Genomic DNA, 217 nt, shown 5'->3' with positions numbered 1-217 from the left:
CAGACTCAAGAACGACACGATCAAAAGGAACATCTGAGCTGATGTTGATGATGCCAGTGTGTCCCTCTTCAAATGAGAAGGTGACTTCATCAACCAATACATCACCGTCGTAGATCAGGTATTTACCGACTTCGCCGCCGTTTTCTGTAGCAAAGAGTCTCGCAATGCCCACATCCATGCTGAACGTCGGATTGTTGAGGTCAATTTGAATGGCTTC

At 46.5% G+C, this 217-nt stretch carries 1 protein-coding gene; it reads right to left on the bottom strand.

Annotated features, from left to right (window positions below; translation table 11 throughout):
- Window positions 1-217, bottom strand: a 217-nt coding sequence (locus tag RN22_RS25285; RefSeq protein ID WP_046308499.1) for a hypothetical protein, incomplete at both ends; no start/stop codon positions are given.

Origin of the sequence: Grimontia sp. AD028 (genome assembly GCF_000973155.1) — a bacterium.
Lineage (GTDB): Bacteria > Pseudomonadota > Gammaproteobacteria > Enterobacterales > Vibrionaceae > Enterovibrio > Enterovibrio indicus.
Note: the sequence above shows the minus strand (reverse complement) of the source record. Positions and strands in the feature narration are given on the sequence as shown.